We start from the raw sequence: 25,837 nt of genomic DNA on the forward strand, positions 1-25,837 counted from the left end.
GCCCGGTTGTCATACGTAGCCGAGCCGTCAGGCTCCCCTCGAACGAGCCGCCCGACCCCCAACGGAGACCGTGACTACCACCGCCGGCACAAGCTCTGCCTCGCACCACCTGTCCCCGGCGTTCCCCGGCCGCGCCCCCTGGGGTACCGCCAGCAAGCTGCGCGCCTGGCAGCAGGGCGCGATGGAGAAGTACATCCAGGAGCAGCCGCGGGACTTCCTGGCGGTCGCCACCCCCGGCGCCGGCAAGACGACCTTCGCGCTGACGCTGGCGTCCTGGCTGCTGCACCACCACGTCGTGCAGCAGGTCACCGTGGTGGCCCCGACCGAGCACCTGAAGAAGCAGTGGGCCGAAGCCGCGGCCCGCATAGGCATCAAGCTCGACCCGGAGTACAGCGCCGGGCCGCTCGGCAGGGAGTACCACGGGGTCGCCGTGACGTACGCGGGTGTCGGTGTGCGGCCGATGCTCCACCGGAACCGGGTGGAGCAGCGCAAGACCCTCGTCATCCTCGACGAGATCCACCACGCCGGTGACAGCAAGTCCTGGGGCGAGGCCTGTCTGGAGGCCTTCGAGCCCGCCACCCGCCGGCTCGCCCTCACCGGTACGCCCTTCCGGTCCGACACCAACCCCATCCCCTTCGTGACGTACGAGGAGGGGCAGGACGGAATCCGGCGGTCCGCCGCCGACTACACCTACGGGTACGGCAACGCGCTCGCCGACAACGTCGTCCGGCCCGTCATCTTCCTCTCCTACAGCGGCAACATGCGCTGGCGCACCAAGGCCGGTGACGAGGTCGCCGCGCGGCTCGGCGAGCCCATGACCAAGGACGCCATCAGCCAGGCCTGGCGGACCGCTCTCGATCCGCGTGGTGAGTGGATGCCCGCCGTGCTGCGCGCCGCCGACCAGCGCCTGACCGAGGTCAGGAAGGCCATCCCGGACGCCGGCGCGCTCGTCATCGCCTCCGACCAGGACTCGGCGCGTGCGTACGCCAAGCTGATCCGCGAGATCACGGGCAGCAAGGCGACCCTCGTGCTGTCCGACGACGCCGGCGCCTCCGAGCGGATCGACGAGTTCAGCGCGAACACCGACCGGTGGATGGTCGCCGTGCGGATGGTGTCCGAGGGCGTCGACGTGCCCCGGCTCGCGGTGGGTGTGTACGCGACGACCATCTCGACGCCTCTCTTCTTCGCGCAGGCCGTCGGGCGTTTCGTACGGTCCCGGCGGCGCGGCGAGACCGCGTCCGTGTTCCTGCCGACCGTGCCCGACCTGCTCTCCTTCGCCAACGAGATGGAGCGCGAGCGCGACCACGTCCTCGACAAGCCCAAGAAGGAGGGCGAGGAGGACCCGTACGCCGAATCCGAGAAGGAGATGGAGGAGGCGAACAAGGAGCAGGACGAGGACACCGGTGAGCAGGACATGCTGCCCTTCGAGGCGCTGGAGTCCGACGCCGTCTTCGACCGGGTCATGTACAACGGCGCCGAGTTCGGCATGCAGGCCCACCCGGGCAGCGAGGAGGAGCAGGACTACCTCGGCATCCCCGGGCTGCTGGAGCCCGACCAGGTCCAGCTGCTGCTGCAGAAGCGGCAGGCCCGGCAGATCGCGCACAGCCGCAAGAAGCCGGACGAGGAGGCCGACCTGCTCGAACTGCCCGCCGAGCGGCGGCCGGTCGTCTCCCACAAGGAGATGATGGAGCTGCGGCGGCAGCTCAACACGATGGTCGGCGCCTACGTCCACCAGAGCGGCAAGCCGCACGGCGTGATCCACACGGAGCTGCGGCGCGTGTGCGGGGGGCCTCCGGCGGCGGAGGCGACGGCGGGGCAGCTGCGGCAGCGGATCGCCAAGGTCCAGGAGTGGGCTACGCGGATGAAGTGACTCGCCAGTCGTCACGGGGCCGGGCAGCGCCCGGCCCTTCCGCATGTGTGGGTGTCGTGTGTGCTCCGTGGGGCGTCATGAGGTGCCTGTTGCACGTATCCGGGCAAAGGGGGCCAGCCGACCCTGGTCCGTGCCCGGATTCTGGACGGAGCCTTCCGCTCAGCGAACTCCCTTCGCTACTGTCCGGCTACGCACACGCCCCGTGGCAGCGCCGCCGCGGAGCGCAGCCGTGAAGCGACGCGGTCCGGACAGGCCGGGCCGCCGGCCGATCGGCGGCCTCTGAAACGCGTTGCCGACGGGACTCGGTGACGCATCCGCCGACCAGGGGGCCGTCGACCTCACCACTAAGGAGTGGGCGTCGTGACCGCGGAGACCTCCCAGACGCTCGACAGGGGACTGCGCGTCCTCAAGCTGCTCGCCGACACGGACCACGGGCTGACCGTGACCGAGCTCTCCCTCAAACTGGGCGTCAACCGGACCGTGGTGTACCGGTTGCTCGCCACGCTGGAACAGCACGCGCTGATACGCCGTGACCTGGGCGGACGTGCCCGGGTCGGGCTCGGTGTGCTGCGTCTGGGGCGGCAGGTCCATCCCCTCGTACGGGAGGCCGCGATGCCGGCGCTGCGGTCGCTCGCCGAGGACATCGGCGCGACGGCGCACCTGACCCTGGTCGACGGGGCGGACGCGCTCGCCGTGGCCGTGGTGGAGCCGACCTGGACGGACTATCACGTCGCCTACCGGGCCGGGTTCCGCCACCCCCTGGACCGGGGCGCCGCGGGCAAGGCGATACTCGCGGCCCGGCAGCACCCGATGACGGACCCCGGGTTCATCCTGACCCACGGCGAGCTGGAGGCCGGCGCGTGCGGGGCGGCGGCCCCGCTGCTGGGGGTGACGGGTGTCGAGGGCAGCGTGGGCGTGGTGATGCTGGCGGACGTGGTGCCGGAGCGCGTGGGGGCCAGGGTCGTCGAGGCGGCCCGAGAGGTCGCGGACGCGCTGCGCTGACGTCTGCGGAGCCTGCCGGGCGCCCTCGTGCCAGGCCCCCGGCGACCTGGGCCCGGCCCGATTCCCCACCCGAGTTAGATTGATCCCGTGTTCTCTCGCCTCACGCGCCCCCAGGCCATCGCCGTCTGCGCCCTGCCCGTCGTGGCTCTGCTCGCCACGGCGGTGTTCGCGCCGCTGCCGTTCTCGGTGGCGCAGCCCGGGCAGACGACGAACGTGCTCGGGGAGGACAAGGGCGCCCCGGTGATCACGATCTCGGGCGCGCCGGCCCGGGACACCCGTGGCCAGCTGCGCATGACCACCATCGTGGCGACCTCACCGGAGACCCGGGTCTCGCTCCCGGACATCGTCGACAGCTGGTTCCGCACGGACCGGGCGGTCATGCCGCGCGACGCGATCTACCCGAGCGGCGACACCGTCCAGGAGATCGAGCGGCACAACGAGGAGCAGATGAAGGAGTCCCAGGACGCGGCGACGCAGGCCGCGCTGAACTATCTCGGCCTCGACGACAAGGACGTCAAGGTCGGCCTGAGGCTCGCGGACGTGGGCGGGCCCAGTGCGGGGCTGCTGTTCTCCCTGGGGATCATCGACAAGCTCGACGGCGACGGCACCGGTGGTGATCTCACCGGGGGCCGTGTCATCGCCGGCACCGGCACGATCGCCGCCGACGGCAAGGTCGGGGCGGTGGGCGGCGTCGCCCTCAAGACCCAGGCCGCCAAGCGGGACGGAGCGACCGTGTTCCTCGTCCCGAAGGCGGAGTGCGCGGACGCGCGGGCCGAACTGCCGAAGGGTCTGCGGCTGATTCCGGTGACCACGCTGAAGAGCACGGTGAGTTCACTGGTGGCCCTGGAGACGGGTAAGGGGTCAGTGCCCAGCTGTTAGAGAGCGGTGGCTGCCGTCCCCGGCCGGGTGGCGAGCCTTAATCCGACCTCTACGAGGGTCCAGCCGAGGCGGGTGCGGAGGCCATGGTTGTTCCGGGCGGTGGGGCGCGGGCCTCCGGCCGCGGCACGGAGTTCGGTGGCGCGGGCGTGGTGCAGGGCGAGGTGGATGTCCGGGTGCATCTCAGTCCGTCCTGATCGGGAAGGCGTGGGTGTGGAGGCGGACCTGCTCGGCGCCGGGGGTGTCCTCGGTGGTTGCGCGGTCGCGGTACGTCTCGACCAGCGCGTGCATCTTCTCGACGAGCTCCCGCGTCAGTTCGGGCGTGAGCTGCAGGGTCCAACTGCTCATGTCCCAGGAGCGGCTCCACTCCTCGGGCCATGAGCCGCGGTTGCCCAGCCACGTCGACAGGTCCTGGGTCTGCGTGGTGGCGACCTCGTGGAGGTACATGTCCGCCGCGCCGCGCACGGTCGGGTCCGAGTCGTTGAGGAGGGCGTCGTCGAAGCGCAGGCCGCGGTGGACCGCCTGCCACCATCGCTCGCGCCCCTTGCCCCGCTCGGGGGCGTCCTCGACGAAGCCGTACTCCGCGAGCTGACGCAGGTGGTAGCTGGTGGCGCCGCTGGACTCGCCCAGCTTCGCGGCGAGTTGCGAGGCGGTGGCCGGGCCGCCGAAGCGCAGGGCGTCCAGCAGCTGCATCCGCAGGGGGTGCGCGAGTCCGCGCAGGGATCGGGCGTCGAGTTGCCGTACGTGTGTCTTCTCGGTCTCACTCACCATGCAAAGGTAGCGTTGCAAAGGGACCTTTGCAACGTCTTCTTTGTAAGTCTTTCCGGTAAGTCACCCCTCCCTGACCAATCCCTCCTCCACCATCCAGTCCAGCGCCACCTGATGCGGATCCTCACCCTCCACATCGACCTTCGCGTTCAGCGTCCGCGCCACCCCGTTGTTCAGCCTCGCCGTCACCGGATCCAGCACGTCCGAGATCGCCGGCCACCGCCTGAGGGTCTTCGCGTTGATCATCGGCGCCGCGTTGTAGTTCGGGAAGAACTTCCTGTCGTCCGCCATGACCGCCAGGTTCATGGAGTTGATGCGCCCGTCGGTGGTGAACACCTCCCCGTACGGGCAACTGCCCTTCGACGTCTGGGTGTAGATGATCCCCGTGTCCATCTGCGTGACGTTCCGCGCCGGCAGCTCCATCCCGTACGCCCGCTGCATGCCCGGCAACCCGTCCGCCCGGTTCGCGAACTCGACCTCCACGCACAGCCTCACCGCCCCCGGGTCGGACTTCGCCAGCTTCGCCACGTCCGACAGGGTCTTCGTGCCGTACTTCCTCGCGTTCTCCTGGTTCATCGCCAGCGCGTAGGTGTTGTTCAGGGACGACGGCCGCAGCCAGGCCAGCCCGTTCGCCGCGTCGGCCTTCCGGACCGCCTCCCACTGCTCGCGCGGATCGGTGATCGGCTCGCTGTTCCCCAGGTACGTGATCCACGCCGTGCCCGTGTACTCGTACCCGGCGTCGGCGTCGCCCTTGCGGACCGCCTCGCGGCTGCCGATGGACCCCTGGATGCCCGTGCGGTCGAGTACCTCCGCCCCGGCCGCCTCCAGGGCGATGCCCATGATCGCGCCGAGGATCAGCCCCTCGGTGAACGACTTGGACGTCACCGTCAGGCTCGCGCCCTTCAGCGGCTCGCCCCGCCCGACCGACCCGGGCCGCACGTCGTCCGCCATGGGGGAGCCGCTGGTCAGTCCGCAGCCGGTGACCAGCAGCCCCGCTGCCACCAGGCACGTACGCCGTCTCATGGCTGGAGCCCCCGCGGCCGCAGGAACACTTCCGCCAGCGAGGCCAGCCAGTCCACCAGCAGCGCCAGGACCACCGTGAGGACCGAGCCCAGCACCAGCACCGGCATCCGCTGGTTGGTGATCCCGGTCGTGATCAGTACGCCCAGTCCGCCGCCCCCGCCGAAGACGGCCAGGGTCGCCGTGCCGACGTTCAGGACGAGGGCCGTGCGGACACCCGCCAGGATCAGCGGGACCGCCAACGGCAGTTCTACCCGGGTCAGGACCCCCATCGGCGACATGCCGATGCCCCGCGCCGCCTCCAGCAGCGTCGGGTCGTTCGCCTTCAGGCCGGTGATGGTGTTCGACAGCACGGGCAGGACGGCGTAGGCGATGATGCCGATCAGGGCGGCCCGGCGGCCGATGCCCAGCCAGATGACGAGGAGCGCCAGCAGGCCGATGGCGGGCGTCGCCTGGCCCATGTTGGCGAACGCCATCGCCACCGGAGTGGCCCTGCGCAGCGCCCCGCGGGTCAGCAGGATCCCCAGCGGGATCGCGATGATCAGCACGAAGAACGTGGAGATCGCGGTCAGTTGGACGTGCTGCCACAGGGCCTTGGAGACCTGGCCGCCCGACAGGGCGTTCCGGGACAGCGCGTCCAGGTCGGCCTGCTGGAACCAGAGCCAGGTGGCGAGCAGTACGGCCACCAGGACGGCGGGCAGCACGGTCAGCTTCTGCCATCCGACGTGCCGGGGCGGCGGGCCGGGTGGCGTCCGGGGCGCCTCGGCCTGCTCTTCGTCCGCCGGTCCGGGGGCCGTTCGCACCGGTCCGGGAGCGGTCACCGCGTCCCTCCGAGGCCGCCCACGCCCGTGACGCCCCCGCCGCCCTCCTGCTCCGCGTGCGTCTGCGCCGCCCGCAGTTCCTCCAGCTCGTGCTGGTGCTCCAGCGCGTCCAGCCGGTCGGCCTCCAGCATGTCGTGCACGGAGTTGAGGAGCGTCTCCATGTCGACGACGCCGGTGTACTCACCGCGCCGCCCCGTGACCGCCACCCGCCCGGCGTTGTCGGTGAGCACCGCCTCCAGCGCGTCCCGCAGGGTCGCGTCCCGGGTGACCGTGTCGTGCACCAGCGTCCCGGCACGGGCCAGCGACCCCCGCGCCCGCATCAGATCACCGCGCCTGAGCCACTTGTAGGGCCGGCCGCGCCGGTCGAGCAGCAGGACCTCGTTGGTGCCGCCGACCCGCAGCCGGTTGAAGATCTGCTGCAACGGGTCGTCGATCATCACCGTCGGATAGTCGGTGATCTCCACGTCCCGCACGCGGGTGAGGTTCAGCCGCTTCAGCGCCGCCCCGGCACCGACGAACCCGGACACGAAGTCGTCCGCCGGGTTCGTGAGGATGGCCTCCGGGGTGTCGAACTGCGCGATGTGGGACCGGTCGCGCAGGACGGCGATCCGGTCGCCGATCTTGATCGCCTCGTCGAAGTCGTGCGTGACGAAGACGATCGTCTTGTGCAGCTCGTGCTGGAGCCGGATCAGCTCGTCCTGGAGATGGTCGCGGGTGATCGGGTCCACCGCCCCGAACGGCTCGTCCATCAGCAGCACCGGGGGGTCGGCGGCCAGGGCACGGGCCACGCCCACCCGCTGCTGCTGACCGCCGGAGAGCTGGCGCGGATAGCGGCCGTGGAACTCGCCGGGGTCGAGGCCGACGAGGTCGAGCAGCTCCTCGGTCCGCGCCCTGATCCGGGCCTTCGGCCAGCCGATCATCCTCGGTACGAGCGCGATGTTCTGCGCGACCGTCATGTGCGGGAAGAGCCCGGCGGACTGGATCGCGTAGCCGACCTTGCGGCGCAGCCCCACCGGGTCGATGTCGGTGACGTCCTCACCGCCCATGCGGATACGGCCGCCGGTCGGCTCGATCAACCTGTTGATCATCTTGAGCGTGGTCGACTTGCCGCAGCCCGAGGGGCCGACCAGGACGACGACCTCGCCCGCCTTGATCTCCATGCTCACGTTGTCCACGGCCGGCTGCGCGCTGCCGGGGTACCGCTTGGTCAGGCTCTCCAGCTCGATGGAGGCCCCGTGGCCGCCGGTCTCAGGCACGGATCCCCCCGGGAATGGTCAGCCGCCCGATCAGGACGTACGCGGCGTCGAACAGCAGTGCCAGGATGATGATGCCGAGCGTGCCCGCGAGGACCTGGTTGAGCGCGTTGGCGCTGCCCAGCGAGGCGAGGCCGCGGAAGATGACGTTGCCGAGGCCGGGTCCCGAGGCGTACGCCGCGATGGCCGCGATGCCCATCAGCATCTGGGTCGCGACCCGGATCCCGGTCAGGATCGGCGGCCAGGCCAGCGGCAGCTCGATCCGCAGCAGCCGGGCCGGCCGGGACATGCCGATGCCCGTGGCCGCGTCCACCAGTGACGGGTCGACCCCGCGCAGCCCGACGATCGCATTGCGCACGACCGGCAGCAGTCCGTACAGCGTCAGGGCGATCACCGTCGGCGGCACGCCCAGCCCCACGACCGGGATGAGCAGACCGATCAGGGCGAGCGCCGGCACGGTCAGGACGGTGGCGGTGGTCGTGGTCGCGAGGTTCCCGGCCCACTCGCTGCGGTAGGTGGCGACCCCGATCAGGACCCCGAGCACGGTCGCGACGACCATGCACTGGAAGACGGCGCTGGCGTGCTGGTAGGCGTCCGTGAGCAGCTGCTGGTGCCGGTTCGCCACGTACTCCCAGAAGTTCACACCCGCTCACCCCACGATTCAGGTCTCCTCCGCGGCCTGCTCCACCAGCGGGATGATCCGCAGCGGAACGGGGTTCTCCATGACGATCGCCGTGGAGGCCCGGACGATGCCATCAAAACCGACGACCCGGTCGATCACACGCTGGAGATCGGCGTTCGAGCGGGCCACCAGCCGGCACAGCATGTCCCCGGTGCCGGTGGTGGTGTGCAGCTCCAGCACCTCCGGCACGGTCGCCAAGTGGGCCCGCACATCGGCGCCTTGGCCCTGCCGGATCTGGAGCGTCGCGAACGCCGTGACCGGGTAGCCGAGCGCCGCCGGGTCCACCTCCGGGCCGAAGCCGCGGATGACTCCGTTCGACTGAAGCCGGTCGAGCCGCGCCTGCACGGTGCCCCGGGCCACGCCGAGCCGCCGCGACATCTCCAGCACCCCGATCCGCGGCTCGCGGGCCAGCAGCAGGAGGATCCGGCCGTCCAGATGATCGATCGCCACAGCAGCCTCCCGGGTGGTCATCCTGTACAGAAGGGCCGGTGATACGGCCGTATTGCTGAACAGATTGCCCAGCGGAATCGCAAACTATTGCGCACCTTGCCGAGCGGGGAGACCCTGCGGCTATGACGCAGACCACACACCACACTCCCGACACCGCCCGGCAGGCCGACCCCTTCCCGGTCAAGGGAATGGACGCGGTCGTCTTCGCCGTGGGCAACGCCAAGCAGGCGGCGCACTACTACTCCACCGCCTTCGGCATGAAGCTGGTCGCCTACTCCGGACCGGAGAACGGCAGCCGCGAGACCGCTGCGTACGTCCTGGAGAACGGCTCCGCCCGCTTCGTCCTCACCTCGGTCATCAAGCCGTCCAGCGACTGGGGCCACTTCCTCGCCCGGCACGTGGCCGAGCACGGCGACGGCGTCGTCGACCTCGCCATCGAGGTGCCGGATGCGCGCGCCGCGTACGCCTACGCCCTGGAGCACGGCGCCCGCTCGGTCGCCGAGCCGTACGAGCAGAAGGACGAGCACGGCACGGTCGTCCTGGCCGCCATCGCCACCTACGGCGAGACCCGCCACACCCTCGTCGAGCGCTCCGGCTACGACGGCCCGTACCTGCCCGGCTTCGTCGCGGCCGAGCCGATCGTCGAGCCGCCCGCCCAGCGCACCTTCCAGGCCATCGACCACTGCGTCGGCAACGTCGAGCTCGGCCGGATGAACGAGTGGGTCGGCTTCTACAACAAGGTGATGGGCTTCACGAACATGAAGGAGTTCGTGGGCGACGACATCGCCACCGAGTACAGCGCGCTGATGTCGAAGGTCGTCGCCGACGGCACGCTCAAGGTCAAGTTCCCGATCAACGAGCCGGCCATCGCCAAGAAGAAGTCCCAGATCGACGAGTACCTGGAGTTCTACGGCGGCGCGGGCGTCCAGCACATCGCGCTCAACACCAACGACATCGTCCAGACGGTCCGCACCATGCGCGCGGCCGGCGTGGAGTTCCTGAACACGCCCGACTCGTACTACGACACCCTGGGGGAGTGGGTCGGCGAGACCCGGGTCCCGATCGACACCCTGCGCGAGCTGAAGATCCTCGCCGACCGCGACGAGGACGGCTACCTGCTGCAGATCTTCACCAAGCCGGTCCAGGACCGCCCGACCGTGTTCTTCGAGATCATCGAGCGGCACGGCTCGATGGGCTTCGGCAAGGGCAACTTCAAGGCCCTGTTCGAGGCGATCGAGCGGGAGCAGGCCCGCCGCGGCAACCTCTGATCCGATCGCCCCTGTGAGGCGTGCGGGTGTCACGGGGCACCCGCACGCCTCACTCCTCGTCCATCTCGGGCAGTTCCTCGTCCGGCGGTTCCCCCAGCGCCTCGGACGCCGCCCGAGCCGCCGGCGCGTGCAGCGGCGAGAAGTGCGGGTTGATGCGCAGCGCCTCCGCCAGGTGCCGCCGGGCCGCCCCGTACCGCTCCAGCTCACGCTCGATCATGCCGCGGTGGTAGGCGTACACGGCGCTGCGCACCCCGCCCCCGCCCTCACCGTCCGTCGCCCGCACCGCGTAGCGCAGCGCCTCCCCGGACCGCCCGGCCCGGTGCAGCGCCCAGCCCAGGGCGTCGGCGACCTCCGTACCCGGCTGGCGCTTCCACTCCGCCCGCAACCGCCGTACCGCGGACCGCGGATCACCGTGGTCGGCCTCGAACTGGCCGAGGACCAGCTCCTCGTCGGCCCCGCCCGCGGCGGCGCCGCGGACCCGCTCCCGCAGCAGGTCGTACTGCACCCGTGCCGCCTCCGGCATACCCAGCGACTCGTACAACTCGCCCAGCTCCAGGGCGTAACGCGGACACGGCTGCTTGGCCAGCGCCACCTGGTACGCGTTCAGCGCCTCCGTCGTCCGGCCCAGCCCGGCGAGCACCCTGCCCTGCCCGGCCTGCGCGGCCCGCTGGTCCGGGTCGAGGCGCACCGCCTCCCGGAAGTGCCGCAGCGCGTCCTCCAAGTCGCCGCGCTCCCACGCCAGCTGCCCGGCCCGCTCCAGGTAGGCCGCCCGCTCGGCCGGGGCCCGCGCGCCCGCCGCCGCGTCCGCCAGCGAGGCCGCCGCGTCCTCCCGCCAGCCCCGGTCCCGGTAGACGGCCGCGGCCCGCGCCAGCACGGCCGGACCGGAGCGCAGTTCCGTCAGCCGGTCCAGCGTCCGCTTCGCCGCCGCGTGCTCACCGAGCCCGGTGTAGGCGTCGATGAGCAGTGGGTACGTCGTCCACCGCCGGGGCTCCAGCTTCAGCGCCGCCTCGCCCCAGCGGCGCGCGGCGGGGAAGTCCCGGCGGGCGTTCGACAGGGCGGCCAGCCCGGCCAGGGCCCGGACGTTCCGCTCCGGCCGGACCGCGAGCGACGTCCGCAACGCCTTCTCCGCGCGCGGGTAGTACCCGGGGTCCGCGAGCCGCCGCCCCTGCTCCACGTAGGCCGCCCCGAGCACCGCCCAGGACGTCGCGTCCTTCGGACGGGTGCGCACCCGCTTCTCCCGCTCGTCGATCAGCTCCGCCAGATCGGGCAGCGCGGCCGGCACCCCGGCGCCGACCGCCGCCATGGCCAGCGCCCCCGGAGACGGCGGAGCGGGCTCGGCGGGCCGCCCCCACGGCAGCAGCACCAGCACCCCGCCGAGCACGGCACACCCCGCCACGGAGGCGATCAGCACCCGCCGCGCACGAACGCGGCGCCCCGGGCCGCTCTCCCGCCGCTCCGGACCCTCCTGCTGGTTCTCCATGGCGATCACTGTGCGTCAGTACGACGACCACACCCGGGCAGGTGAAGGGTGCCGCCGACGGGGTTCACACCGATGGCCCCGGGTGCGAACCTGTGATCATGAGCCGTATCGAAGCGCCCCGCTCCGACGACGCACACACCGCAGCGAGCGGTGACCTCGTCGACCTGCTGCTCGGCGGCCTCCCCGCCGAGGCGGTCCTCACCGACCCCGACGTCACGGCCTCCTACGCCCACGACATGGCGAGCTTCTGCCCGGCCGGCGCCCCGGCCGTGGTCGTCCTGCCCCGCACGGTCGAGCAGGTCCAGCACGTCATGCGCACCGCCACCGCCCTGCGCGTCCCGGTCGTCCCGCAGGGCGCCCGCACCGGACTGTCCGGCGCCGCCAACGCCTCCGACGGCTGCATCGTGCTCTCCCTGACCAAGATGGACCGGATCCTGGAGATCAACCCGGTCGACCGCATCGCCGTCGTCGAGCCCGGCGTGATCAACGCCGCCCTCTCCCGGGCCGTCGGCGAACACGGCCTGTACTACCCGCCGGACCCCTCCAGCTGGGAGATGTGCACCATCGGCGGCAACATCGGCACGGCCTCGGGCGGCCTGTGCTGCGTGAAGTACGGGGTCACCGCCGAGTACGTCCTCGGACTGGACGTGGTGCTGGCCGACGGGCGGCTCATGTCCACCGGCCGCCGCACCGCCAAGGGCGTCGCCGGGTACGACCTGACCCGGCTGTTCGTCGGCTCCGAGGGCTCGCTCGGCATCGTCGTACGGGCCGTGCTCGGCCTGCGCCCCAAGCCGCCCGAGCAGCTCGTGCTGGCCGCCGAGTTCGCCTCCGGGGCCGCCGCCTGCGACGCCGTGTGCCGCATCATGGAGGGCGGCCACGTCCCGTCACTCCTCGAACTCATGGACCGCACGACGGTCAAGGCCGTCAACGACCTGGCGCAGATGGGCCTCCCGGAGAGCACCGAGGCCCTGCTGCTCGCCGCCTTCGACACCACCGACCCGGCCGCCGACCTCGCCGCCGTCGGCGCGCTGTGCGAGGCCGCCGGCGCCACCCAGGTCGTACCGGCCGACGACGCGGCGGAGTCCGAACTGCTCCTCCAGGCGCGTCGGTTGTCGCTCACCGCGCTGGAGGCGGTCAAGGGCGTGACGATGATCGACGACGTGTGCGTGCCCCGCTCCCGCCTCGCCGAGATGCTCGACGGGGTCGACCGGATCGCCGAGAAGTACCAGCTCACCATCGGGGTCGTCGCCCATGCGGGCGACGGCAACACCCACCCGACGGTGTGCTTCGACCCGGCCGATCCCGACGAGTCCCGGCGCGCCCGCGAGTCCTTCGACGAGATCATGGCCCTCGGCCTGGAACTCGGCGGCACCATCACCGGCGAGCACGGCGTCGGCGTGCTGAAGAAGGAGTGGCTGGCGCGCGAGATCGGCCCCGTCGGGATGGAGATGCAGCGGGCCGTCAAGCAGGCCTTCGACCCGCTGAACCTCCTGAACCCGGGCAAGCTCTTCTGACGGACGCAGCGGACGGGCCTCGAAGGCCTCACTGGGCGAGCAGCTGGGCCAGCTCGTCGTCGAGACCGAGCTGCTCACCCTCCGTCCCCGGCGGGACCACCCGCAGCGTGCGCTCCAGCCAGGCCGACACCGGGGCCGCCGGGGCCTCCAGCAGGGCGTCCCCGTCGGGTGACCTCAGCGCCACCAGCACGACGGTGCGCCCCTCGGCCTTCGTCGGCCACACCCGCACGTCCCCCCGCCCGCACGGCCGGAACACGCCCTCCACCAGCAGGTCCCGGGCGAACGTCCAGTGCACGGGGTGCGCGGAGTCGATGTGGAAGGTGACGTGGACGGCGTACGGATCGTCGGTGACGTACCCGAGCCGGGCCGGCACCGGGATCCGGCGCTCCGGCGACAGGACGAGTTTCAGCTCCAGTTCGCGTTCCACCACGGTGCGCATGGCGGTGTTCCCCTCTCTGCAGGCTGCCCGCGAGGGCCGGTCGGGAGGAGAGAGCGCGCGGGCGCGGCGGCATTACGCGCGTTGCCGGAAGTTTTTTCGCAGGGGGAGGCGCGGGGCGTGCGACGCGTAGCACATCGGTGCTCGAAAGGGGTGGGTCCGGTGGGAGCGGCGGTGGGGGTTGCGCACGTCTGATAGATGTGGAGGCCCCCATTTGGCCCTCGAGCAGATACGGGACGACGGAGATGAGCGCCCCAACCCCGGCCCCCGGTGACGACAGGCCCCGCGAAGGTTATTACCCGGACCCGTCCATTCCTGGATATGTCCGGTACTGGAACGGTGCCTCCTGGGTGCCGGGCACCAGCCGTCCCGCACCCAAGGACGGCGAGACGCTCGCGCCGCCGCCCGGTGCGGGGGCGGAACAGCCCGGCGCCGCCTCCGCCTCCGGCGCCGCCTCCGCCTCGGTCGAGGAGACCGGCCCGCACTTCTTCGACGAGGACCCGGTCGACGAGCCGTCCCCTGCCGACGCCCAGCACGGCAGCCGTCCCGAACCCGCGTCGGCGTGGGGCGCCGACCGCTCCCGCCAGTCCGGCTTCGGCGGCGACCAGGACCGCCGCGTCTCGTGGGGCGCACAGCAGGCCGCGCAGGGCGCGGACCCGAGGGTGCCGCACGCCGACCGGCAGCCGGCCGGGGAGCCCGCCGCCGACGGCACGGCCGATGTCCCTCCCGCGGACCAGGAGGCGGACGCCGCGGCCGCCGGCAGCACGTTCGTCTTCCGCCGCCCGACGGGGAAGGCCGGAGGAGGCGCCACCGCCGATGCCCCCGACGAGGGCACGATGACGTTCCGCGCGGTGTCGCCGCGTCAGGGCCCGGCCGCTTCCGCGGGCTCGGGCGGTTCGGGCAGTGGCCCGGCGGGGTCCGGGTTCGGTGGGCAGGGCGGGCCGGGCGGATCCGGCGGCAACCCGCCAGGATCGGGTTTCGGCTCTCAGGGAGCAGCGGCCGGCTTCGGGGCGCCGGGCTCGGCGGGGTCCGGTTTCGGGGCCCAGGCCGGCCCGGGCGGCAGCCCGGCGGGACCCGCGTTCGGCGCGCAGGGCGGCGCGGCCGCCTCCGGTGACGCCTCGCACCGCCCCGGCTTCGGTGCCGGGAAGGCCGCCGCCGCCCGGGCCGCCGCACAGGCCGGCGCCGGCGCCCAGGCCTCCGCGGCCGCCCCGACGGCGCTGTCCGGGCCCCAGGCGGCGCCCACCGTCCCCCCGCAGTCCGGCGGCCCCCAGCCCGCGCAGTCCGGCGGCCCCCAGCCCGCGCAGTCCGGCGGCCCCCAGCCCGGCCCAGCCGCCTCCGCCACGCCGCTCAGCGCCGGCTCCGGAGGCGGCCAGTCCTCCTGGGCGCAGCAGGTGCACCGGCTCGCCGGAGCGGGCGGCGACGAGCAGCCCGTCGCGCCCTGGAAGCCGCCGACCGAGGACGTGTTCCAGGCGGCCGCCCGGCGCCAGGCGTCGGCCCGCCCCGCGGGGCTCGGCAAGCGGCTGGCCGCCCGGCTGCTGGACACCCTCGTCCTCGCCGGCGTCACCGCCGGGGCCGCCGTACCGCTCGGCATCAAGGCGATCGACCACGTCAACGAGAAGATCGACGCGGCCAAACTCTCCGGCGAGACCGTCACGGTCTGGCTGCTCGACGGCACCACGTCGGTGTACCTCGGCATCGTCCTGGCCGTCCTGCTGCTCGTCGGCGTCGTCTCCGAGGTGCTGCCCACCGCCAAGTGGGGCCGCACCCTCGGAAAGAAGCTGATGGGTCTCGAAGTGCGGGACATCGAAGGCCACGACGCCCCGGAGTTCGGCGCGGCGCTGCGGCGCTGGGTGGTCTACAGCGTGCCCGGACTCCTCGTCGTCGGGATCGTCGGCATCGCCTGGTGCCTCTTCGACAAGCCGTGGCGCCAGTGCTGGCACGACAAGGTCGCGCACACGTTCGTGGCCGGCTGAGCCGTACCTCGGACGGCCGTCTGCCGGATGCGGAGCCGGGGGGTTCGCGGTCGACTCGGGCCATGAGCAGTGAACCGCCCCCCGGCTCCGGTCAGCAGCCCCCGGAAGACGATCCGCTCAAGAAGCGGCCCCCGGGCGAGCAGCCCGGCGAGGGCGCGGGCTCGCCCTACGACCCGCGATACCCGGGCGGCGGCCCCGGCGATGTCCCTCCCGGCGGCGGCCGGGGCGGTGGCCCCTACGGCGGTCCTCCCGGCGGCGGCCAGGGCGGTGGCCCTTATGGCGGTCCTCCCGGCGGCGGCCCTTACGGCGGTTCCCCCTACGGCGGCGGCTCCTACCCCACCGACCCCCTCGCCGGCATGCCCCCGCTCGCCGACGGCGTCAAGCGCGCGCTCGCCCGCATCATCGACGTGATCCTGGTGGGTGCCGTCGTCGTGCTGCTCACCTGGGGCTTCGGCGTCAACGAGTACGACGTGGACAGCGACCGCATCGAGGCCGGCAAGTCCTTCTGGCAGTCGGCGGTCGCCACCGTCCTCTACATCGCCTACGACACCTTCCTCACCGCGCGGACCGGCCAGACCCTCGGCAAGAAACTGCTGCACCTGCGCGTGGCCAACCTCGACAACGGCGCCACGCCCTCCGTGCAGAACGCGTTGATGCGCGCGGCGGTGCTGTGGATCCCGTGCTTCTTCTGCTGCTTCTGCGTCTGGCTCGTGATCTCGGGCGGTTGGATCCTCTTCGACCGGCCCTACCGGCAGGGCCCGCACGACAAGGCGGCCAAAACGGTCGTGGTCAGTACCAACTGAGGCCCGGACGCATCACACAGCCGTCAGGAGACCGCCCGCTCCCGCACCGGCTCCGGGGCCGGTGCGGCGACCGATGCCCGCACGGGTTCCTCGGGCGCGGGCTGTTCCACCGCGGCCGGGCGCTTCCCGGGCAGCGGCACCGTCATGGCGACCAGCAGCCCGAGGGCGAGCGCCGCGACGGCGATGATCGCGATCCCCACGCCCGAACTCGTCTGTGACAGCAGCAGCATGGCGAGGGTCGAGAGGATCACGGTGCAGGAACCGTAGGCGAGCTGTGCGGCGGTCGGACGGGGCATGGCCATCATGTCCTCGAAAGTGGGGGTCCACGGGGGTGTCGGCCTGGCGTTCCGCCGGCTTCCGGGCGTTCTGCCAAGCGACATTCTCATCGGCAGGGTGCCCGAGTGGAACGAACGGTAAGCGTGACCTAATCAACAGGGCCGGAGCACAGGGGGCGCACGGAGTCATGGCGTCCAGGTAGTGGACATATGCGCGCGCCCACCGGACGGTGGCACGTGCCTGCCGGACGTCGGCGGGTGCCTGCCGGGCACCCGAACGGTTGTCCGCAAAACGAACATGGACTCCGCATAGTGCACTTGACCTGTCCAAGTCAAGATCTGTCTTTTCTTCTAAACCTCTAGTCAAATGTCGTCACTTGACTACACGCGTTGATCACGCGCGCGCGGACTCCGTTCACACCAGACCTCTTCCTCCGCGCGCACGAACGCGGGGGAGGAACTCAAGTGACCAGTAGACCCTGGACGTTCAGAGCGGCAGCCATAGGCGTGGCGCTCGCGGCGGCCACGGCCACCGTCTCCGTGTACGGCGTGGCCCAGGCCGACGACACCTCCGCTCCCAGGTCCACCACCGTGGACCGGCACGACCCGGCGGATCGTCACCACGGCGAGCACGACCTCGAAGGCCCGCTGAGCAAGACCCAGGAGGCTCAGCGCCAGGAGGCCCTGAAGCAGGTCATATCCGGCAAGTCCACGGTGAAGAACCGTGACGGCTCGAAGGTCGTCCAGCTCAAGAGCAAGAAGGGCGACAGCAAGTACGTCGAGCTCGGCCGCGAGAAGACCGACAAGATCTTCACCATCCTGGTCGAGTTCGGCGACCAGATCAGCGAGTTCGGCGGCACGCCCGGCCCGCTGCACAACCAGATAGCCAAGCCGGACCGCACGAAGGACAACTCCACGGCCTGGCGCGCGGACTACGACCAGAAGTACTTCGAGGACCTCTACTTCGGCACCGGCAAGAACGCCGAGTCGGTGAAGAAGTACTACGAGAAGCAGTCCTCCGGCCGCTACTCGGTCGAGGGCGAGGTCTCCGACTGGGTCAAGGTCCCCTACAACGAGGCCCGTTACGGCAACAACGCCTGCGGTGACACCAACTGCCCGAGCGTGTGGAACGTCGTCAGCGACGGTCTGAACGCGTGGGTCTCCCAGCAGAAGGCGGCTGGGAAGACCGACGCCGAGATCAAGGCGGACGTCAAGCAGTACGACCAGTGGGACCGCTACGACTTCGACGGCGACGGCGACTTCAACGAGTCCGACGGCTACATCGACCACTTCCAGGTCGTGCACGCCGGTGAGGACGAGTCCGCGGGCGGCGGCGCCCAGGGCGAGGACGCGATCTGGGCCCACCGCTGGTACGCCTTCGGCACCGACGCCGGCGCCACCGGCCCGGAGAACAACAAGCTGGGCGGCGCGAAGATCGGCGACACCGGCATCTGGGTCGGCGACTACACCGTCCAGCCGGAGAACGGCGGACTCGGCGTCTACGCCCACGAGTACGGCCACGACCTCGGCCTGCCGGACCACTACGACACCAGCGGCGGCGGCGACAACTCCACCGGCTTTTGGACCCTGATGTCCTCCGGCTCCTGGCTCGGCACCGGCAAGAACGAGATCGGTGACCTGCCCGGCGACATGACCGCCTGGGACAAGCTCCAGCTGGGGTGGCTCAAGTACGACACCGCGAAGGCCGCGACCAACTCGTGGCACAAGCTGGGCGTCGCCGAGTACAACACGAAGCACAAGCAGGGCCTCGTGGTCGAGCTGCCCAAGAAGAAGGTCACCACCGAGATCGTGCAGCCCGCGCAGGGCACCAACCAGTGGTGGAGCGGCAGCGGCGACAACCTCAAGAACACGCTGGCCCGTTCGGTCGACCTCACCGGCAAGAAGTCGGCGTCCCTGACGCTCGACGGCTGGTACGACATCGAGGCCAACTACGACTACCTCTACACCGAGGTGTCGACCGACGGCGGCGCCAACTGGACCCCGCTCGACGGCACGGTGGACGGCCAGCCGCTCCCGCGTGACGGCAGCGACAAGCCGGTCCTGACCGGCACGTCCGGCGCGTACAGGAAGCTGGCGTTCCCGCTGGACGCCTACGCGGGCAAGAAGATCGACCTGCGCTTCCGCTACCAGACCGACGGCGGCGTGGCCCAGAAGGGCTTCACGGCCGACCGCATCACGGTGACCGCCGACGGCGCCGCGGTCTTCTCCGACGACGCCGAGTCCGCGGACCCGGCCTGGAAGGCGAACGGCTTCTCCCGCATGGGCGCGTCCTTCACCAAGGACTACGCGCAGTACTACATCGCGGAGAACCGCCAGTACGTGTCGTACGACAAGACCCTCAAGGTCGGCCCGTACAACTTCGGCTTCTCCAAGACCCGTCCGGACTGGGTGGAGCACTACCCGTACCAGAACGGTCTGTTGATCTGGAAGTGGGACACCTCCCAGCAGGACAACAACACCAGCGTCCACCCGGGCACGGGTCTGCTGCTGCCGGTCGACTCGCACCCGAAGGCGCTGAAGTGGACCGACGGCACGCTGATGCGCAACCGCATCCAGGCCTACGACTCGCCGTTCAGCCTGTACCGCACGGACGGCATCACGCTGCACAACGCGGACGTCGCCACGAGCATCCCGTCGTCGAAGGGGGTGTCGGTCTTCAACGACCGAGTGAACACCTACTACGACGAGGCGAACAAGACCGGCGGCGTCAAGATCACTGACACCAATACCAAGATCAAGATCATCAAGGAGGCCAAGGACGGCTCGACGATCGAGCTCGAAGTAGGCCCCGCGGCGAAGTAGATCGCGTTTTCGCAGGTCAGAGCATGATCGGCGGCGACCCCCTGGCGGGTCGCCGCCGATCCGTGTTTAGGTGCGTCCTGTGGTTCTCTTATTGACACCGACCGACGCACCGACCGACACGGGGGTATGACCGCATGGCCGCAGGAGGCTTCTGCAAGCTGCCGAACGGCACCGTGGTGGTGGCGCTGAACCTGCCCAGTCCCGCCGCCGACGGCCCCGGATCCGTCCGCGTGCTCGTCCACGCGGCGAACCGTGCCCGAGCCCTGACCAGGCTCCGCAACCTGGGCCTGCGCGCGGTCTACCTGCGCGGCAACGCCGCCCCGCCGTCCCCCGACGAGATCACGGCCGTCCTGCACCACCCCGACGGCCTCATATGGCGCACGGCCCCTGACAACGGTGTCGTGACCGGCCCCGACCTCGCCCTGGAACTGTGGCGCCCGATCAGAGCCCTCCTGCGGCGCCCGACAGCCCAGACCTGACCCTCAGGGCCGGGCCTGTCGGGTCACTGGACGACCGGCTTGCCCGACAGCTCCACGCCCGCCTCGCGGAGCTCCTCCAGGGCCCGCTCGGTGGTTTCCTGGGCCACGCCCGCCGTGAGGTCGAGGAGGACGTGCGTGCGGAAGCCCTCCTTCGCGGCGTCCAGGGCCGTGGCGCGTACGCAGTGGTCCGTGGCGATGCCGACCACGTCCACCTCGGTGACCTCGCGGGAGCGGAGCCAGTCGGCCAGGGGCGTGCCGTTCTCGTCCGTGCCCTCGAAGCCGCTGTACGCCGCCGCGTACGCGCCCTTGTCGAAGACGGCGTCGACGGAGCCGGACGCGACGGCGGGGGCGAAGTTCGGGTGGAAGCCGACGCCCTCCGTGCCGGCGACGCAGTGCGCGGGCCAGGAGCGGACGTAGTCGGGGTTGGTGGAGAAGTGGCCGCCGGGGGCGATGTGGTGATCGCGGGTGGCCACGACGTGCTGGTAGCCGGACCCGGCGGCCTGCCCGATCAGCTCGGTGACGGCGGCGGCCACATCGGCACCGCCGGCCACCGCGAGGCTGCCCCCCTCGCAGAAGTCGTTCTGCACGTCTACGACGATCAAGGCGCGGCGCATGGTCGGTGTCCTTCGGCTATGAGGTCGGCAAGCCCGGCCGGTGAACTTCCGAGCCTATTGACATGGGGGAGGAGACGGGAGGGGGCACGGCTCGGCGCATCGCGGCACATCCCCTAGCTACCCGAGGCGCCGTGCGCGTACTCCGTCGGAATGACGGGCTCCCCGCGCGAGAGCTGCGTGGCCGACATCGGGAGCCCCGCACGCGCCGCCGCGTGCCGGTCCCGCGCCGCGTCCAGCGGCTCACGGGCGACCACCTCGCCGCCCTTGACCAGCTCCACGAGCAGCTGCCGGTCCGCGAGCTCCGTCGGCACCGGCCCGGTGCCGACCACCTCGGCCTCGGCGACCCCGTAGGAGTCCAGCCGCCGCGCGGCCCACTTGCGCCCGCCCACGGACGTCTTGCCCCCGCTCGACTTCTTCGCCACCGGCACCAGCGGAGCGTTCGGCTCCGCGGACTCGGCCCGCGCGACCAGCTTGTAGACCATCGAGGACGTCGGGTGCCCGGACCCGGTCACCAGCTGCGTACCGACGCCGTACGCGTCCACGGGCGCCGCCGCCAGCGAGGCGATCGCGTACTCGTCCAGGTCCGAGGTCACGATGATCTTCGTGTCGGTCGCGCCCAGCTCGTCCAGCTGCTGCCGCACCCGGTGCGCCACCAGCAGCAGATCGCCGGAGTCGATCCGCACCGCTCCGAGCCCGGGCCCGGCGACCTCCACGGCCGTACGGACCGCCTCGGCGACGTCGTACGTGTCCACCAGCAGCGTCGTGCCCCGCCCGAGCGTGTTCACCTGGGCCTGGAAGGCGTCCCGCTCGCTGTCGTGCAGCAGGGTGAAGGCGTGGGCGGAGGTGCCGACGGTGGGGATGCCGTAGCGGAACCCGGCGGCCAGGTCCGAGGTGGTCGCGAAGCCGCCCACGTACGCGGCCCGGGACGCCGCCACCGCCGCCAGCTCGTGCGTGCGCCGGGCGCCCATCTCGATCAGCGGCCGGTCCCCGGCGGCCGACGACATGCGCGAGGCGGCCGCGGCGATCGCCGAGTCGTGGTTGAGGATCGACAGGATCACGGTCTCCAGCAGCACGCACTCGGCGAAGGTGCCCTCGACCCGCATGATCGGCGAGCCCGGGAAGTACACCTCGCCCTCGGGGTAGCCCCAGATGTCCCCGCTGAAGCGGTAGCCGGCGAGCCATGCGAGGGTCTCCTCGCCGACGATCTCGCGCTCGCGCAGGAAGTCGAGCACGCCCGCGTCGAAACGGAAGTTCTCCACCGCGTCCAGGACCCGCCCGGTGCCCGCCACGACTCCGTAGCGGCGCCCGTTCGGCAGGCGCCGGGTGAAGACCTCGAACACGCTCCGCCGCTCGGCCGTGCCCGCCTCCAGGGCGGCCCGCAGCATCGTCAGCTCGTACTGGTCCGTGAAGAGCGCCGTCGAGGGAACATCCACCGGCAGCCCAAGGTCCGCTGTGTTCATGACGAGGATGGTACCCCCATTTCGTCAGTCTGACGATTTTCATCAAGGCCCCCGGCTTCCAGGCCCGTTTGTGCGACTACCCCCCTCGGGTGGCAGCATGGGCAGTGTGACGTCACCCGCGCCCCTGGAGATCGAACGCACCGAGTCGGCGGAGGAGGTCTTCGCCGTACCCGAGCCGGACGTCCCCTGGGTCACCATCGTGCACAACGACCCGGTCAACCTCATGAGCTATGTGACGTACGTCTTCCAGACGTACTTCGGCTACTCCAAGGACAAGGCCACCAAGCTCATGCTCGACGTCCACCACAAGGGCCGGGCGGTCGTCTCCAGCGGCAGCCGCGAGGAGATGGAACGCGACGTGCAGGCCATGCACGGCTACGGCCTGTGGGCCACCCTCCAGCAGGACCGCAAGTAGCCAGCTCCCCGCCCAGCAGCGAAAAGGCGTTCATGCCCGGAACCTTCGAACCGCTTCCCGGCGGCGGCGCGGCCGTCGCCCTCGACGACGTCGAGATCTCCATCATCCGGTCGCTGGCCGTCCAGCTCCTGGAGCTCATCGGCCCCGGCCCCGCCGAGGACGCCCCCGGCGACCCGCTCGCCGAGCTGTTCGCGGAGGGCCCGAGCGAGCCGCCCGCCGACCCGGTGCTCAGGCGCCTGTTCCCGGACGCCTACAGCGACCCCGAGCAGCCCGCCTCGCCCCGGGACGCCGAGGAGCAGCGGGCGTACTCCGCCGAGTTCCGCCGCTACACCGAGAACGACCTGCGGGCCGGCAAGCGGGACAACGCCCTCGCCGTGATCCGGTCCCTGGACGCGCTCTCCTCGGCCTCGGCCGGCGAGGGCGGCGCGGTGCTGAAGCTGTCGGTGGAGGAGTCCCAGCAGTGGCTGTCGGCCCTGAACGACCTGCGGCTCGCGATCGGCTCGCGGCTGGAGATCACCGAGGAGGAGGACACCGACCTCCTCTACCGCCTCCCGGACGAGGACCCGCGCAAGCCGATGGTGATGGCCTACCTCTGGCTGGGTGGACTCCAGGAGACGCTGGTCGGAACCCTTATGCCCTGATCCGTGCAGGTTCCGTGACCGCCGGGTGACCGATCGGTGTTCGCTCAGAGGACACTCAAATCCGGATAACGATCGCGTCACTGTGCCCGTCTTCTATGCCGCCTTGGGCTGCGCTTTGTCCGGTTTTCCCTGTGCGGTGCGTCACAATCCACCCAGGTGATCAGTGTTGCGGCCGTGATAAATCTTCACGACCGCCCGGCCGACACCACCCGAATGTCCGGCCGGGTGCGCCACCGAGCCGACAACCGTCGGCCAGGCACCGCTCCATCATTCCGGGGGGATCGAGACCCGATCCGAGGCCGACGAAGGTCCGGGTCGGCATGGAGAAAGGCGCACCACACATGACCTCTGCGCAGGTCGACACGGACAACGTCTCCGAAGAGGGGTACGAGCGCGGACTCGGCAGTCGCCAGGTCCAGATGATCGCGATCGGCGGCGCCATCGGCGTCGGTCTGTTCATGGGTGCCGGAGCGAACATCGCCAAGGCCGGCCCCAGCATCATCCTCATGTACGCCCTCGCGGGCGTCGTCATCTTCTTCATCATGCGGGCCCTGGGCGAGCTGCTCCTGTACCGCCCCGTCTCCGGCTCCTTCGCCGAGTACGCCCGCGAGTTCCTCGGCCCGTTCTTCGGGTTCGTCACGGGCTGGACGTACTGGCTCATGTGGGTGGTCACCGGCATGGCCGAGCTCACGGCCGCCGCGATCTACATCCACTTCTGGTTCCCGGAGATCCCGCAGTGGGTCAGCGCCCTGGTGTTCCTGGTGGTGCTCTTCGGCGTCAACCTGATCTCCGTCAAGATCTTCGGCGAGGTCGAGTTCTGGTTCTCGATGATCAAGGTCACGGCCATCATCGGCATGATCGTCATCGGTCTCGGCGTGCTCACCCTCGGCTTCTCCGACGCCGGTGACACCGCCACCGTCTCCAACCTCTGGTCGCACGACGGCTTCTTCCCGAACGGCATCGGCTCCAGCCTGATGACGCTCCAGGGCGTCATGTTCGCCTACCTCGCCGTCGAGCTCGTCGGTGTCACCGCGGGCGAGTCCGAGAACCCCGAGAAGACCCTGCCCAAGGCCATCAACACCCTGCCCTGGCGCATCATCGTCTTCTACGTCGGCGCCCTGCTGGTGATCCTCTCCGTCGTCAAGTGGACCGAGTTCTCCGCCGGCGAGAGCCCGTTCGTCCACGCGTTCGGCGAGATCGGCATCCCGCTCGCCGCGGGCATCGTCAACTTCGTGGTGCTCACCGCGGCCCTGTCGTCCTGCAACTCGGGCATGTACTCGACCGGCCGGATGCTGCGCGACCTGGCCGCCAACAGCGAGGCCCCGCAGGCTTTCGGCAAGCTCAACGCCCGCAAGACGCCCGCCGTCGGCATCACGGTCTCCGTGGCGCTCATGGGCATCGGCGTCGTCCTGAACTACGTCGTCCCGGAGAAGGCGTTCCTCTACGTCACCTCCGTCGCCACCGCGGCCGGCATCTGGACCTGGATGATGATCCTCGTCAGCCACATCCGCTACCGCGCCGCGGTCGACGCGGGCCGGCTGCGCGCCTCGTCCTTCCCCGCTCCCGGCGGTGCGCTCTTCAGCTGGGTCGCGCTGCTCTTCCTCGTCGGCGTGACCTGCATGATCGCGTACGACAAGGACGCGCGGGTCTGCCTGTACGTCGCGGCCGGCTGGGCCGTCGCCCTGGGCATCGGCTGGGCGGTCCTCAAGAGCCGCAACCCGCAGATCGCCGAGCGCCGCGACCCGGAGTTCGAGAAGGTCGGCTGACCAACCCGCGAGGACGTCCCGCCGCGGGGAGTACTCGTGGCACTCCCCGGCGGCTGCCGCTCAGGGCGTCCGGCATGTGGGCCGTTCCGTACCATCCATCGGTACGGAACGGCCCTTCTGCTTATCCTGACGAACATGCTGACCATCACCCAGGCCCTCGTCGACCAGATCGTCGCCCACGCGCGCAAGGACCACCCCGACGAGGCGTGCGGCGTGATCGCGGGCCCCGCGGGCTCGGACCGCCCCGAGCGCTTCATCCCGATGCTGAACGCGGCCATGTCGCCCACGTTCTACGAGTTCGACTCCGGCGACCTGCTCAAGCTCTACCGCGAGATGGACGACCGTGACGAGGAGCCGGTGGTGATCTACCACTCCCACACGGCGACCGAGGCCTACCCCTCCCGCACCGACATCTCGTACGCGAACGAGCCCGGCGCGCACTACGTCCTCGTCTCCACGGCCGACACCGACGGGGCCGGCGAGTTCCAGTTCCGCTCCTTCCGGATCGTGGAGGGCGAGGTCACGGAGGAGGAGGTCGAGATCGTCGAGGCGTACTGAGCGGGGCCTGAACAGTGCGGTCTCACTCCCCGGCCCGAAAACGTCCGCGATGTGGGATCACATTCCAGGACCCGGACCGGGAATCGATACGATGACCGCATGGTTTTCCACGACGTGAGCGACAAGACGCCGGGCCTGCTGCTCGTTGCGCGGCTGCACGTCGACCTGTGCAGGCTCGCCAGCGCCATCTGTTGACGCCGATCCCTGCCGCCGTACGGCCGTGAGCCGCGGCGCTGCACACACGCACCACCCCGCTGTTCTTGCGCTGCCGCGCGCCCGACTGACTACTCCCGACAGGAGCCCTGAGCCATGGCCATCGAGGTCCGCATCCCGACCATCCTCCGCCAGTACACCGACGGTCAGAAGGCGGTGGAGGGCAGCGGTGACACCCTCGCCGAGCTGTTCGCCGACCTCGAGACGCGGCACGCCGGCATCCAGGCCCGCATCGTGGACGGCGACCAGCTGCGCCGTTTCGTCAACGTCTACCTGAACGACGAGGACGTGCGCTTCCTCGACGGCATCAAGACCAAGCTGACGGACGGCGACAACGTCACGATCCTGCCGGCCGTAGCCGGCGGCATGGTCTGATC

The 25,837-nt window shown here is 70.9% G+C and carries 27 protein-coding genes; 15 read left to right on the plus strand and 12 right to left on the minus strand.

The genetic code is table 11. From position 1 onward, the window contains the following. Nucleotides 1–70 precede the first annotated feature (70 nt). The 3 genes from SCNRRL3882_RS25220 (at nt 71) to SCNRRL3882_RS25230 (ending at nt 3,751) form a co-directional block, all read left to right on the plus strand. Nucleotides 71–1,870, plus strand: a complete 1,800-nt coding sequence (locus SCNRRL3882_RS25220; RefSeq protein ID WP_029181170.1) for a DEAD/DEAH box helicase — start codon at nt 71–73, stop codon at nt 1,868–1,870. Nucleotides 1,871–2,230: 360 nt separating this feature from the next. Continuing rightward, a complete protein-coding gene (locus SCNRRL3882_RS25225; protein WP_010039937.1) occupies nt 2,231–2,872 on the plus strand; it encodes an IclR family transcriptional regulator in 642 nt (213 codons plus the stop codon). Nucleotides 2,873–2,959: 87 nt separating this feature from the next. Beyond that, on the plus strand, nt 2,960–3,751 hold the full coding sequence (locus SCNRRL3882_RS25230) for a S16 family serine protease (RefSeq protein ID WP_010039939.1): 792 nt from the start codon (nt 2,960–2,962) through the stop codon (nt 3,749–3,751). Here the strand turns inward: SCNRRL3882_RS25230 and SCNRRL3882_RS41885 are convergent. Genes SCNRRL3882_RS41885 through SCNRRL3882_RS25265 form a run of 7 tightly spaced genes read right to left on the minus strand, consistent with a single transcriptional unit; the run spans nt 3,748 to nt 8,742 of the window. Further along, complete coding sequence (locus SCNRRL3882_RS41885) at nt 3,748–3,930, minus strand: hypothetical protein (RefSeq protein ID WP_010039940.1); 183 nt, start codon at nt 3,928–3,930, stop codon at nt 3,748–3,750. The two genes, SCNRRL3882_RS25230 and SCNRRL3882_RS41885, sit on opposite strands and share 4 nt — an antisense overlap. A 1-nt stretch (nt 3,931) precedes the next feature. Continuing rightward, nucleotides 3,932–4,519, minus strand: a complete 588-nt coding sequence (locus tag SCNRRL3882_RS25240) for a helix-turn-helix domain-containing protein (protein WP_010039941.1) — start codon at nt 4,517–4,519, stop codon at nt 3,932–3,934. A 60-nt stretch (nt 4,520–4,579) separates the two neighbouring features. After that, on the minus strand, nt 4,580–5,539 hold the full coding sequence (locus tag SCNRRL3882_RS25245) for a glycine betaine ABC transporter substrate-binding protein (RefSeq protein ID WP_029181172.1): 960 nt from the start codon (nt 5,537–5,539) through the stop codon (nt 4,580–4,582). Beyond that, complete coding sequence (locus SCNRRL3882_RS25250; protein WP_010039944.1) at nt 5,536–6,357, minus strand: ABC transporter permease; 822 nt, start codon at nt 6,355–6,357, stop codon at nt 5,536–5,538. Before SCNRRL3882_RS25250 ends, SCNRRL3882_RS25245 begins: the two co-directional genes overlap by 4 nt. Continuing rightward, the gene (locus SCNRRL3882_RS25255; protein WP_010039945.1) at nt 6,354–7,613 is read right to left on the minus strand and encodes a betaine/proline/choline family ABC transporter ATP-binding protein; all 1,260 of its coding nucleotides are present in this window, start codon (nt 7,611–7,613) and stop codon (nt 6,354–6,356) included. The genes SCNRRL3882_RS25250 and SCNRRL3882_RS25255 overlap by 4 nt, the downstream gene beginning before the upstream one ends. Continuing rightward, nucleotides 7,606–8,253, minus strand: coding sequence for an ABC transporter permease (locus tag SCNRRL3882_RS25260; RefSeq protein ID WP_010039946.1), 648 nt, complete (start codon nt 8,251–8,253; stop codon nt 7,606–7,608). Before SCNRRL3882_RS25260 ends, SCNRRL3882_RS25255 begins: the two co-directional genes overlap by 8 nt. A gap of 18 nt (nt 8,254–8,271) precedes the next feature. Continuing rightward, nucleotides 8,272–8,742, minus strand: a complete 471-nt coding sequence (locus SCNRRL3882_RS25265; RefSeq protein WP_010039949.1) for an Lrp/AsnC family transcriptional regulator — start codon at nt 8,740–8,742, stop codon at nt 8,272–8,274. A 122-nt stretch (nt 8,743–8,864) separates the two neighbouring features. Between SCNRRL3882_RS25265 and hppD the strand changes: the two genes are divergently transcribed. After that, on the plus strand, nt 8,865–10,010 hold the full coding sequence (hppD, locus tag SCNRRL3882_RS25270) for a 4-hydroxyphenylpyruvate dioxygenase (protein WP_010039950.1): 1,146 nt from the start codon (nt 8,865–8,867) through the stop codon (nt 10,008–10,010). Between the two features lie 49 nt (nt 10,011–10,059). On the opposite strand, the gene SCNRRL3882_RS25275 is transcribed toward hppD, so the two are convergent. Continuing rightward, complete coding sequence (locus tag SCNRRL3882_RS25275) at nt 10,060–11,490, minus strand: tetratricopeptide repeat protein (RefSeq protein WP_029181173.1); 1,431 nt, start codon at nt 11,488–11,490, stop codon at nt 10,060–10,062. A 92-nt stretch (nt 11,491–11,582) separates the two neighbouring features. Between SCNRRL3882_RS25275 and SCNRRL3882_RS25280 the strand changes: the two genes are divergently transcribed. Next, nucleotides 11,583–13,004 carry an FAD-binding oxidoreductase gene (locus SCNRRL3882_RS25280; RefSeq protein WP_010039954.1) on the plus strand — a complete coding sequence of 474 codons (1,422 nt, stop codon included), beginning with the start codon at nt 11,583–11,585 and terminating at the stop codon, nt 13,002–13,004. 28 nt (nt 13,005–13,032) lie between these two features. Here SCNRRL3882_RS25280 and SCNRRL3882_RS25285 read toward each other — a convergent pair whose 3' ends face one another. Then, nucleotides 13,033–13,443 carry an SsgA family sporulation/cell division regulator gene (locus SCNRRL3882_RS25285; RefSeq protein ID WP_010039957.1) on the minus strand — a complete coding sequence of 137 codons (411 nt, stop codon included), beginning with the start codon at nt 13,441–13,443 and terminating at the stop codon, nt 13,033–13,035. Between the two features lie 242 nt (nt 13,444–13,685). Here SCNRRL3882_RS25285 and SCNRRL3882_RS25290 point away from each other — a divergent pair, with 242 nt between their 5' ends. Together SCNRRL3882_RS25290 and SCNRRL3882_RS25295 are read left to right on the plus strand one after the other, a co-directional pair. Further along, nucleotides 13,686–15,413, plus strand: coding sequence for an RDD family protein (locus tag SCNRRL3882_RS25290; protein ID WP_078602832.1), 1,728 nt, complete (start codon nt 13,686–13,688; stop codon nt 15,411–15,413). 62 nt (nt 15,414–15,475) lie between these two features. Continuing rightward, on the plus strand, nt 15,476–16,216 hold the full coding sequence (locus SCNRRL3882_RS25295) for an RDD family protein (protein ID WP_010039962.1): 741 nt from the start codon (nt 15,476–15,478) through the stop codon (nt 16,214–16,216). A 23-nt stretch (nt 16,217–16,239) separates the two neighbouring features. On the opposite strand, the gene SCNRRL3882_RS25300 is transcribed toward SCNRRL3882_RS25295, so the two are convergent. Further along, on the minus strand, nt 16,240–16,518 hold the full coding sequence (locus tag SCNRRL3882_RS25300) for a hypothetical protein (RefSeq protein WP_010039964.1): 279 nt from the start codon (nt 16,516–16,518) through the stop codon (nt 16,240–16,242). Nucleotides 16,519–16,956: 438 nt separating this feature from the next. Between SCNRRL3882_RS25300 and SCNRRL3882_RS25305 the strand changes: the two genes are divergently transcribed. Together SCNRRL3882_RS25305 and SCNRRL3882_RS25310 are read left to right on the plus strand one after the other, a co-directional pair. Beyond that, nucleotides 16,957–19,314 (plus strand): immune inhibitor A domain-containing protein, encoded by a 2,358-nt coding sequence (locus tag SCNRRL3882_RS25305; protein WP_029181174.1) that lies wholly within the window; start codon nt 16,957–16,959, stop codon nt 19,312–19,314. 134 nt (nt 19,315–19,448) lie between these two features. Further along, nucleotides 19,449–19,793, plus strand: a complete 345-nt coding sequence (locus tag SCNRRL3882_RS25310) for a hypothetical protein (RefSeq protein WP_010039968.1) — start codon at nt 19,449–19,451, stop codon at nt 19,791–19,793. 23 nt (nt 19,794–19,816) lie between these two features. On the opposite strand, the gene SCNRRL3882_RS25315 is transcribed toward SCNRRL3882_RS25310, so the two are convergent. After that, nucleotides 19,817–20,407 carry an isochorismatase family protein gene (locus tag SCNRRL3882_RS25315; protein ID WP_010039970.1) on the minus strand — a complete coding sequence of 197 codons (591 nt, stop codon included), beginning with the start codon at nt 20,405–20,407 and terminating at the stop codon, nt 19,817–19,819. Between the two features lie 113 nt (nt 20,408–20,520). Continuing rightward, nucleotides 20,521–21,867, minus strand: a complete 1,347-nt coding sequence (locus SCNRRL3882_RS25320) for a nicotinate phosphoribosyltransferase (RefSeq protein WP_010039972.1) — start codon at nt 21,865–21,867, stop codon at nt 20,521–20,523. Nucleotides 21,868–21,964: 97 nt separating this feature from the next. Between SCNRRL3882_RS25320 and clpS the strand changes: the two genes are divergently transcribed. The 6 genes from clpS (at nt 21,965) to SCNRRL3882_RS25350 (ending at nt 25,835) form a co-directional block, all read left to right on the plus strand. After that, a complete protein-coding gene (clpS, locus tag SCNRRL3882_RS25325) occupies nt 21,965–22,282 on the plus strand; it encodes an ATP-dependent Clp protease adapter ClpS (protein ID WP_010039975.1) in 318 nt (105 codons plus the stop codon). 32 nt (nt 22,283–22,314) lie between these two features. Next, a complete protein-coding gene (locus SCNRRL3882_RS25330) occupies nt 22,315–22,923 on the plus strand; it encodes a DUF2017 domain-containing protein (protein ID WP_010039977.1) in 609 nt (202 codons plus the stop codon). A 341-nt stretch (nt 22,924–23,264) separates the two neighbouring features. Next, on the plus strand, nt 23,265–24,689 hold the full coding sequence (locus SCNRRL3882_RS25335) for an amino acid permease (protein ID WP_010039979.1): 1,425 nt from the start codon (nt 23,265–23,267) through the stop codon (nt 24,687–24,689). A gap of 135 nt (nt 24,690–24,824) precedes the next feature. Continuing rightward, nucleotides 24,825–25,247, plus strand: a complete 423-nt coding sequence (locus tag SCNRRL3882_RS25340; protein ID WP_010039980.1) for a Mov34/MPN/PAD-1 family protein — start codon at nt 24,825–24,827, stop codon at nt 25,245–25,247. Between the two features lie 99 nt (nt 25,248–25,346). Beyond that, nucleotides 25,347–25,442 carry a putative leader peptide gene (locus tag SCNRRL3882_RS42455; protein ID WP_010039981.1) on the plus strand — a complete coding sequence of 32 codons (96 nt, stop codon included), beginning with the start codon at nt 25,347–25,349 and terminating at the stop codon, nt 25,440–25,442. A gap of 114 nt (nt 25,443–25,556) precedes the next feature. Further along, nucleotides 25,557–25,835 (plus strand): MoaD/ThiS family protein, encoded by a 279-nt coding sequence (locus SCNRRL3882_RS25350; RefSeq protein WP_010039982.1) that lies wholly within the window; start codon nt 25,557–25,559, stop codon nt 25,833–25,835. Nucleotides 25,836–25,837 lie beyond the last annotated feature (2 nt).

Source organism: Streptomyces chartreusis NRRL 3882, assembly GCF_900236475.1.
Lineage (GTDB): Bacteria > Actinomycetota > Actinomycetes > Streptomycetales > Streptomycetaceae > Streptomyces > Streptomyces chartreusis_D.